8 protein-coding genes and 1 pseudogene are annotated in these 9,817 nt (G+C 59.4%); 7 read left to right on the forward strand and 2 right to left on the reverse strand.

Annotation, left to right across the window (positions count from 1 at the left end):
* The 7 genes and pseudogenes from RT018_RS06090 to ribF form a co-directional block, all read left to right on the forward strand.
* A pseudogene (locus tag RT018_RS06090) lies at window positions 1–269 on the forward strand (hypothetical protein); the annotation flags it as partial.
* Between the two features lie 178 nt (window positions 270–447).
* A complete protein-coding gene (gene infB, locus RT018_RS06095; protein WP_312940179.1) occupies window positions 448–2,877 on the forward strand; it encodes a translation initiation factor IF-2 in 2,430 nt (809 codons plus the stop codon).
* 95 nt (window positions 2,878–2,972) lie between these two features.
* On the forward strand, window positions 2,973–3,353 hold the full coding sequence (rbfA, locus tag RT018_RS06100) for a 30S ribosome-binding factor RbfA (protein ID WP_312940181.1): 381 nt from the start codon (window positions 2,973–2,975) through the stop codon (window positions 3,351–3,353).
* Complete coding sequence (locus RT018_RS06105) at window positions 3,350–4,312, forward strand: DHH family phosphoesterase (protein ID WP_312940183.1); 963 nt, start codon at window positions 3,350–3,352, stop codon at window positions 4,310–4,312. The genes rbfA and RT018_RS06105 overlap by 4 nt, the downstream gene beginning before the upstream one ends.
* 16 nt (window positions 4,313–4,328) lie before the next feature.
* Entirely contained in the window at window positions 4,329–4,694 is a 366-nt protein-coding gene (locus tag RT018_RS06110; RefSeq protein ID WP_312940184.1) for a DUF4180 domain-containing protein, read from the forward strand.
* Window positions 4,695–4,727: 33 nt separating this feature from the next.
* Window positions 4,728–5,594 (forward strand): tRNA pseudouridine(55) synthase TruB, encoded by an 867-nt coding sequence (truB, locus tag RT018_RS06115; RefSeq protein ID WP_312940186.1) that lies wholly within the window; start codon window positions 4,728–4,730, stop codon window positions 5,592–5,594.
* Between the two features lie 3 nt (window positions 5,595–5,597).
* Window positions 5,598–6,491: a riboflavin biosynthesis protein RibF gene (ribF, locus tag RT018_RS06120; RefSeq protein WP_312940187.1), complete on the forward strand. Its 894-nt coding sequence runs from the start codon at window positions 5,598–5,600 to the stop codon at window positions 6,489–6,491.
* A gap of 115 nt (window positions 6,492–6,606) precedes the next feature.
* Here the strand turns inward: ribF and RT018_RS06125 are convergent, their stop codons facing one another.
* The gene (locus tag RT018_RS06125) at window positions 6,607–7,713 is read right to left on the reverse strand and encodes an amidohydrolase (RefSeq protein WP_312940189.1); all 1,107 of its coding nucleotides are present in this window, start codon (window positions 7,711–7,713) and stop codon (window positions 6,607–6,609) included.
* Window positions 7,714–7,905: 192 nt separating this feature from the next.
* Window positions 7,906–9,591 carry a peptide ABC transporter substrate-binding protein gene (locus RT018_RS06130; RefSeq protein WP_312940191.1) on the reverse strand — a complete coding sequence of 562 codons (1,686 nt, stop codon included), beginning with the start codon at window positions 9,589–9,591 and terminating at the stop codon, window positions 7,906–7,908.
* Window positions 9,592–9,817: the final 226 nt, after the last annotated feature.

Genomic DNA, 9,817 nt, shown 5'->3' on the forward strand with positions numbered 1-9,817 from the left:
GGGACCGGAAGCCCTATGGCAAGCCCGGCACACCCGGCGGTGACCGGAAGCCCTATGGCAAGCCCGGCGCACCCGGCGGGGACCGGAAGCCCTATGGCAAGCCCGGCGCACCCGGCGGGGACCGGAAGCCCTATGGCAAGCCCGGCACACCCGGCGGTGACCGGAAGCCCTACGGCAAGCCCGCGTTCAGCGGGAAGGGACCCAAGTCCTTTGCCCACAGCTCTCCCGTGAAGCACGGGAAGGGCACCTTCCCGAAAAAAGATAACTGAGAATACTCCCCCGTTCGGGGGTTGGCGGAGGGCGACGCTCCCTTTGCTTCGCCGCACAGCGGCGATAGATATATTGCGTTTCCGGCGGCGATTCTCCGGAAGCGTGCCCTGACCCAACCGCCAAGGAAGGCGGCGCGGGCCGCAGAGAGGAGACGGCGTCCCCCCTCGCAAGCGAACAATGGAGGTGGCTTTATTGAGTACGAGTGCAGCAAATAAATACAGAGTCCGGGAACTGGCCAAGGATCTAGGCCTGAGCAACAAGGACATCATGGAGATTCTGGGGAAGTATGGCGAGGCCCCCAAGAGTAATATGCAGGCATTGACCGACAAAGAGCTGTCGCTGGTGTTTGAGGCGTTGACCCAAGCGCATCCGGCGTCTGGAATTCAGGAGATTTTTGCCGATACCTACCGGGAGCCGGCAAAGCAGGAGCAAAGCGCCCCCGCGCCTGCACCCGCTCAGGCCGCCGTGGAAAAGCCTGCTCAACAGCTCACCGCTCCAGCGGTTCCGGCGCAGAAGGCGGCAGCGCCCGCCCCCAATGCCGCGCCCCGGCCGGCTAATTCCCAGCCTGCCGCTGGACAGGCGAAGCCTGTGCTTTCCCAGCCCGCGACCCGCGTCCCCCAAAAGAAAGTGGTGGACACCCGCAAGGGCGGCGACGTGAATCTGGCGAAGTATGACGAGCGGCTGGAGCAGATGGCGCCCGACAAGGCCCGGCGGATGCAGGCCCCCCCAGCGGGAAAGCAGAAGCTTCGCCCCAACAACAACCGCCGTCCCGGTCCCGGCATGACGTTTTCGAACAAGCGGCGGCAGGATGAGCATGAGAAAATGCGCCGCCTTCAGCTTGAGATTGCCAAAAAAGCACCCCTGAAGGTTTCCATTCCCGATGAAATCAGCGTGGGCGAATTGGCCTCCCGCATGAAGAAAACCGGTGCGGAAGTGGTTAAGGTGCTGATGAAAAGCGGCATCATGGCTTCCCTGCCCCAGATAATTGATTATGACACCGCAGTTCTGGTGGCGCTGGAGTTTAACTGCAAGGTGGAGCACGAAGTCACCGTCACCATCGAGGAGCAGTTGATCGACGCCCACCAGGATAAGGAAGAGGATCTGATTTCCCGTGCTCCCGTGGTGGTGGTCATGGGTCACGTGGACCACGGCAAGACCTCTCTGCTTGACGCCATCCGCGACACCTCTGTTGCCGAGGGCGAAGCGGGCGGTATTACGCAGCACATCGGTGCGTATCAGGTGCAGTTGGAAGGAAAGCCCATCACCTTCCTGGATACGCCGGGTCACGAGGCATTTACCTCCATGCGCGCCCGCGGCGCCATGATTACGGACATCGCCATTCTGGTTGTGGCGGCGGACGACGGCATCATGCCCCAGACCGTGGAGTCAATCAACCACGCCAAGGCCGCCGGAATCCCCATTGTGGTGGCCATCAACAAAATCGATAAGCCTGCTGCCAATCCCGAAAAGATTAAGCAGCAGTTGACGGAATACGGCCTGGTCACGGAGGACTGGGGTGGCGAAACCATCTGCTGTCCCATCTCCGCCAAAAAGCGCACCGGCATTGATAAATTGCTGGAAATGGTGCTGCTTACCGCCGAAATGGCGGAGCTGAAGGCCAACCCCAACCGCGCCGCCTCCGGCACAGTGATCGAGGCCCGGTTGGATAAGGGCCGCGGCCCCGTGGCGACGCTTTTGGTCCAAAACGGAACCCTGCATCAGGGCGACACCATCATTGCTGGTACCGGCGTGGGCCGCGTGCGGACGATGACCAACTCCAAGGGCAAGCGCATCGAAGAGGCCGGTCCCTCCGTTCCCGTGGAGATTGCGGGCCTGTCTGAGGCCCCTGCCGCCGGTTGCACCTTTAACGTGGTGGCCGACGAGCGTATGGCCCGCGAACTGGTTGAGCAGCGCAAGGAAGAGGAAAAGCTCAAGTTCGCCGCGCCGGTTCAAAAGGTATCGCTGGAGAATCTGTTCGACCAGATTCAGGCGGGCGAGCGCAAAGAGCTGGCCCTCATTGTCAAGGCCGACGTGCAGGGCAGCGTGGAAGCCGTCCGCGTGTCCCTTGAAAAACTCAGCAACGCCGAGGTGGCCGTTCGGGTTATCCACGGCGGTGTGGGCGCCATCAGTGAGTCCGACGTGATGTTGGCTGCCTCCACGGGCGCCATCATCGTGGGCTTCAACGTCCGTCCCGATGCTGCCGCCAGAGATGGCGCGGTCCGGCAGAACGTGGATATGCGGATGTACCGCGTGATTTACGACTGCATTGACGAAATTGAGTCCGCCATGAAGGGCCTGCTGGCTCCCAAGTTTAAGGAAGTGGTTCTGGGCCATGCGGAGATCCGCCAGACCTACAAGGTGTCCGCCATCGGCACCGTGGCTGGCGCGTATGTACAGGACGGCAAGTTGCTCCGGGATTGCAGCGTGCGCGTTGTGCGGGACGGCATTGTGATTCACGAGGGGAAGCTTGGCTCTCTCCAGCGGTTTAAGGACTCTGTCAAGGAGGTCACCACCAACTACGAGTGCGGCCTGACAGTGGATCGGTTCAACGACATCCGAGAGGGTGACATTATCGAGGGCTTCACCATGGAGGAAATTCCCCGGTAACCGGATACAATAGGGGGGCGGTGGCATGGCCGCCGCCCCCTGCTTTTGATACAGAGGATGGCGTTTTGATGAACGCCTATGGAAAGGAGCATGTTATGGCCAGTAATCGCATCGGCCGCATTAACGAAGAAATCCAGCGGGAGCTGGCGGCCCAGCTTCGTGGACTGAAAGATCCCCGCGTCAGCCGGGTGGGCATGGTGAGTATTACCCGGGTGAACACCACACCGGATTTGCGCTATGCGCAGGTATTTGTCAGTGTTTTGGACAAGGAGCAGGAAAAGGATGTGCTCAAGGGTTTAAAATCCGCCGCAGGCTTTTTGCGGCGGGAGTTGGGCGGGGCGCTGCGCTTGCGCTATACGCCGGAGCTGCAATTTGTTGCAGACGATTCCATTGCTCATGGAGCCCATATTTTAGAACTGCTTCGCAGCGTGGAGCGCAAGGACGCAGAACAAGCCGGGCAGGAGGAAGAGGAATGACGGACTTGACGGTGGCTCAGGCAGCCGCGCTGCTGCGGGAGTTTGACGACGTTCTGATTCTCACGCATGTGCGCCCCGACGGGGACACGGTGGGCTGCGCGGCGGGCTTGTGCGCCGGACTGCGGAAACTTGGCAAGCGGGCGTATCTGCTGGAAAATGACGGCAAAACCCGCACCACCGCGCCCTATATGGCGCCCTATGAAGCGCCGGAGGGCTTTGTTCCCACCCATGTGGTGTCCACTGATATCGCGGTGACGGACCTGTTTCCCAAAAACGCAGAGCAGTATAAGAATCGGGTGGATTTGGCGATTGACCACCATCCTTCTTTTGCGCGCTTTGGAAGAGCCAACATGGTTCGGACGGGCGCCGGCGCCTGCGGTGAGATTATATACGACATTTTAAAAGAGCTTGGTCCCGTCACGACGGAGATGGCCCTGCCTTTGTATGTGGCCATTTCCACCGACACGGGCTGCTTTCAATATAGCAACACCACCGCCAATACCCATCGGGTGGCGGCGGAACTTCTGGACACTGGCATTGACTATCGAACCGTGAATCAGGTGTTCTTCCGCACCAAAAGCCGCAAGCGTTTGGAATTGGAGGGCGACATGCTGGCGGGTATGGAGTTTTACGACGGCGGCCGGATTGTGGTGATGAAGGTTCCCATCTCCCTGATGGAGCGGGTTGGAGCGGACGAAACGGACGCGGAGGATTTAAGTTCTCTTGGCGGACAGATTGAAGGTACGGATTGCGGCATTACCATGCGGGAGCTGCGGCCCGACGTGTGGAAGTTTTCTGTGCGCACCGGACCTCGAATCAATGCCAGCGTCGTCTGCGCGGAGCTTGGCGGCGGCGGACACGCGGCGGCCGCGGGCTGTACCATGGAGGCTCCTATGGCGGAAGCTAAACAGAAAATGTTGGCGGCGGTGGAAAAGACAACTGGAAAATTTACGGACTGACAGGTGGATGCAGGCTATGCAGATCGAAAATATCCAGCGCAGCGGCGCAAATATTGCCGTAATCACGGGCGGGGAAAAGGTGCTAACGGATGTTCAGTCCGCCCTGGATTTACTGGCCACGATTAGGTATGAAACCGGCGCGGACAGGATTGCGATTGACAAGGATGCCGTGGCGGACGATTTTTTTGTTCTGAGCACGGGCCTTGCGGGCGGCGTGCTTCAGAAATTTGTGACGTACCATACAAAGGTCGCCTTTTATGGCGACTATACCGGGTACACCAGCAAGCCGCTGCGGGACTTTATCTATGAGTCGAACAAGGGCAACCATGTTTTTTTCGTGCTGACGAAAGAAGAGGCCCTTGAAAGGCTTGCGGGTGGCTGACGGGTCGCCAAATTTCAATGGGGAGGGCGCGTTATGCCCAGCGGAATCATTATTATTGACAAACCCATGGGTTGGACCAGCATGGACGTGTGTGCCAAGCTTCGGGGCATCCTGAAAGAGAAACGGGTGGGCCACGGCGGGACGCTGGACCCCATGGCCACCGGCGTGCTGCCCGTTTTTGTGGGGCAGGCCACTCGGGCTGTGGAGTTTGCGGAAAAGGGAAAAAAGGAATACGTGGCGGGGCTGCGTCTGGGCCTTGTCACCGACACGCAGGACGTGACAGGGACGACGCTGGAGAGTTGTGAGTCAATGGTTTCCCAGGAAACGCTGGCGGCGGTGCTGCCGCGGTTTACGGGAGAGATTTTGCAGATACCGCCCATGTACTCCGCCATCAAAATTGGCGGAAAGAAGCTCTATGACATCGCCCGCAAGGGCGGCGAGGTGGAGCGTGCGCCCCGTCCAATCACGATTTATGAGTTGGAGCTATTGGAGCAAATAGGGTCTGCCGAGTTTACCTTGCGGTGTCTGTGCTCCAAGGGGACCTACATCCGTACCCTCTGCCACGACATCGGACAGGCCCTTGGCTGCGGCGGCTGTATGTCCTCTCTACGGAGGACCATGGCGGCGGGATTTTCCCTCAGTCAGGCAGTGAGCCTTGAAGATGTACAGGAACAGGGCGCGGCGCTGCTGCTACCCACGGACTCGTATTTTGCGGAGTACCCCGCGTTTCACCTCTCGACAGAACGGCAGGAGCGCCGCTGCCGGAACGGAAATCCGGTGGATGCACCCGCATGTCCGGACGGGACAGTCCGGGTATATGGCCGGGAGGGAGACTTTCTTTGCCTCTCCCAAGCCAGTGACGGCGTGCTGACGTCGATTAAAAACTTTTTTGGAGCGTAAGATATGAAAGAACGCGTGATTGCTCTGGGCTTTTTCGACGGGGTTCACCTGGGCCACGCCGCCCTGCTTCGCCGCACGGTGGAGGAGGCCGCCCGTCGTGGCTGTGTCTCCGCCGTGTTCACCTTCAGCCGCCCGCCCAAAGAGGTGGTCACGGGGGTCCCCTGCCCCCTCATCAATTCTCCCGAGGACCGACAGGGTTTGCTTCGGCGGTTGTTTGGCATTAAAGACGTCCTGATGGTCCCCTTTGACCAGGAGATGATGACCACCCCATGGGACGCGTTTGTAACCGACATTTTGATGAAGCGGTACCACGCCGTCCATCTGGTTGCCGGGCATGACCATCATTTTGGGCATAAGAATCAAGGCTCACCGGAGCTTTTGCAGGAAAAGTGTGCTCAGCTTGGAATTGGCTGTGACATCATCCCCAAAGTGGAGCGGGGCGGCATAGAGGTTAGCTCGACCTACATCCGCCGACTGGTGGAGCTGGGACAGATGGAGCGGGCGGCCGAATTTCTGGGGCATCCCCACGTATTGTCTCAGGAGGTGAAGCACGGGCGGCGCATCGGCCGGACCATCGGGATTCCCACCATCAATCTCACTGTACCGCCCCATGTGCTGGTGCCCGGTCACGGGGTTTATGCGGCCAAGGCCTGTCTGGCGGACGGAAGAGAACTGGCGGGCGTGACCAATGTGGGCACCCGGCCAACGGTCCGCAACGGGACGGACGTGACCGTGGAAACCTTTTTGCTGGACTTTGACGGAGATTTGTACGGGCAAACTGTCCGATTGGAGTTTTACAAGCGCCTGCGAGATGAAATTCGTTTTGACTCGCTGGAGGGCCTGAAGGCTCAGATTTCCCAGGATGCAGAAGCGGTGCGGGCACTGCTTGCGAAATAACGCGGAAATTATCCAAGGCGTTTCCCCGATGGCTGTAAAGTGGGAGATTGATAGAATGAAACGCGGGGCCTCTCATGGAGAGGTCCCGCGTTTTTAGAAACAAGTCGCCTAGGTTCTAAGCCAAAACCAACAGCTTCCTTAAAAATTCCACGCCCTTGGGAAGAATTTGCTGGTCGTCAAAGGAGAAGGTGCTTGCGTGAAGCTGGGGCACATCTCCCGCTCCCAAGAAGAAAAACACGCCGGGGATATGCTGCTGATAGAAAGAGAAATCCTCCGCTGCCAGCGCGGGCTGAGCGAGCAGGGAAATTCCTCCCGTTCCCAGCCCTGCCCGGACCGTTTCAAACAGGCCCTCGTGGTTCCACACGGGGGGATAGCCCTCGTTCAGGTGAAGCTTCACATCGCAGCCGGTGGAGCGTTCCACCCGGCGGCAGGTATCGGTCAGTTCCTTGCGCAGCAGGGCGAAGGATGCGTCGGAAAAAGTGCGCAGACAGCCCAAAAGCTCCGAATGGCCGCTGACCACGTTGCGGGCATCGCCGGAGTGCAACGTGCCAAACCGCAGAACGCGGGGATCTTCCGGGGGCAGGGCGGTTTGCTCTGTCTCCGTCACTTGCCGCACTAGCTCCACGGCGGCCAGCAGTGCGTCCCGGCCCTGCTCGGCCCGTGAGATATGAACGCTTTCACCGGTGATGTTCACCGTGATTTGACTGGCCCGGGCCATTTGCGGGCCGGGCTTGGCCCATATCGTTCCCTCGGGAAGATCCGGCCACAGGTGCAGTCCAAAAATCCGGCGGACCTCCAGTTGCTCCAAAAGCCCTGATTCGCAGATCAGCCGCGCGCCGCCGGTGGTTTCCTCCGCAGGCTGAAAAATAAAAAGCACGTTCCGGGGTAGATCGCTCAGATGATTGTCGACGTATTCCGCCAGCGCCAAAGCCATGGCGGTGTGCCCGTCGTGGCCGCAGGCGTGCATTTGACCCGGATGCTCCGAGGCGAAGGAAAGGCCCGTCTCCTCCGTCTCTGGCAAGGCGTCCATATCCGCTCGAAAGGCCACCGTCTCTGCCCTCCCCACATCGAAAAATGCGCAGACGCTGCCCTTGATGGGCCATGAAAGTTGGCAATGCAGCTCTTCCAGCCGGCTTTGCACAAAGGCCAGCGTTTTCGGAAGCTCATTGTCCAGCTCCGGGATGCGGTGCAGCGTTCGGCGATACGTGATGACGGAGTCCATGCCGCCACCTCCCTTTTTTTCGCTCAGTATAGCACTGTCGGGAATAAAGGGACAGAGGGCAAAACCGAATTGTCAAAACTCTACAAGAACAGCGCCAAAAGGCTCTTTAAATCAGGAAAAGATGACAAACAGCGTCCGCCGCCAATTGGCAGCGAACGCTGTTTAAGTTTTACACCGGGATACCCGGTCCCGTCAGGAGACTGCCGCCACGCCCGCAAAGCTGAACCAGCCTCTGGGGTCCCGGCACAGGCCGGACCAGCCCTCCCGCAGCTTCCACAGCGTTCCTGTGGTGTAGAGCGGGGAAACCGCCGCGTCCTCCAGCAGGAGAACCTCCGCGTCGTGGAGACAGGCAATCCGCGCCGCCGGGTCGGAAGCACTGTCAATAATTTTCAGAAGGGTATCATAGGCGCCGCTGGAATAGCGGGCTGTGTTGAGACTGGATTTACTGGAAAAAGGAGCGAGAAACGACTCTGCGTCATTGACGGATGCGGACATGTCTACGTCTGCCAATGCGTATTCCCCGGTGTGCAGGGCGGTAGACAGCTCCGCCCGGGTCACGGCCCGGGGCTGAATGCGCAGCCCCAGCACGGAGTGCCACTGCTCTGCCAGCGCGGAGGCAATGTCTGCCGCTGGGCCTTCATCCACGTAGAGATATTCCAAAGCGCTGTTTCTCACATAGCTGCTTGCACCGCTGTCATAGCCGCTGCCGGACAAAAGTTGCTTTGCGTTTTCGCAGTTGCTTGCATAGTCCTCCGCCGAAGACTTTAAAAGGTCGCCGCCCTCGGTGCGGAAATCTTCCTCCGCGCTGCCGGGTACGCCGTAGGGAACCAGTCCCGTCGCCGCGCTGGCGGAGCCGCCCGCCAAGGCGGCCACGGTCTGCCGGTCCACTGCAAGGGACAGTGCCTTGCGGAACGAGGGGTCGTCCAAAGGGTACTGAGCCCCGTTGAACAGCACCGTGTGGGCGGTGAGTACCGGCGTAAGAGCTTGTCCGTGAGAAAGCTGTGCATCCACCTGCTCCTGCGGGAGGGCGTATGCCAGATCCACCGTCTCCTCGTCATACAGCGCCCACGCCGATTCCGGACTGTCGGAAAAGAAAACGCGCACGCCGTCGTTTCTCACCCGGCCGTAATAGTGTTCGCTGCGGGTCAGCTCCAGTGTTTTTCCGGATTGATAGGCGGAAGCCTGATAGGCCCCGTTGGTGACAAGGAGCGTGGGATCGTACCACCATTTCAGGGGCGCAGCGCCCTCTCCGGCGGTTTCGGAAGCGGCCTGTGCCTGCTCCTTCAGGGACTGCACCACGTCCTGCCGCAGGGGTACGGTAGCGGGGGAAGAGCATACGCCGGACAAAAACCAGTCGTACTTCCCGGATAAAACGACCTCCAGCGTGGTGTCGTTTTTCGCGGTGACGGCCAGCTCCTCCGGGTCACCCCCGTTTCGGACGGCGTCATAGCCCTGTACCACCGACAAAAGCGCCGCATTGGGAGACAGGGTCAGGGGATTTGCAAGGCGCTGCCAGGCGTATACAAAGTCCTGTGCGCTCACGGCTGCCCCATCGGACCAGTGTGCGCTGCGCAGCCGGAAGGTGTAGACTACCGTGCCGTCAAAATTGTCCGCCACGTCCACGGACTTTGCCATGCCCTCCGTCACGGTGGTGTTGCCATCGCCGTCGCAGGTCATGCGCATCAGCGGCTCGTAAAGGCTGAGTGCCACCGTGTTGTCTGTGTCGGTGGAAACATAGGCCGGGTCAAAAGTAGTCACTCCGTTCCCGGCGGACACCGGCAGAATAGACGGGGCTTCTTCCTGGCCGCAGCCGCTCAGGATCCCGGCGCACAGCGCGGCGGACAGCGCCAGAGCAACCCATCGCTTCAATCGTCTCATATATAATTCTCCTTATGGAACACGGCCCGCCGCGCGGCGTACTCCGTTTTATAGGATGCATGTATGCCATCGGCAAATTTCCACTCGAACGCAGAAAATTACAAATAGCATTATACGCGGTTTTGTAGGCAATTGTAAAGTAAAAGAGAAAATTTAGTAACAAATATTTACAAAATTAAGAAAATTTTAATAAATAGAGACCAGAAAAGACGCTAAAAAGACCATA

The sequence above is a fragment of the Oscillibacter sp. genome (genome assembly GCF_032060045.1).
Taxonomy (GTDB): domain Bacteria; phylum Bacillota; class Clostridia; order Oscillospirales; family Oscillospiraceae; genus Oscillibacter.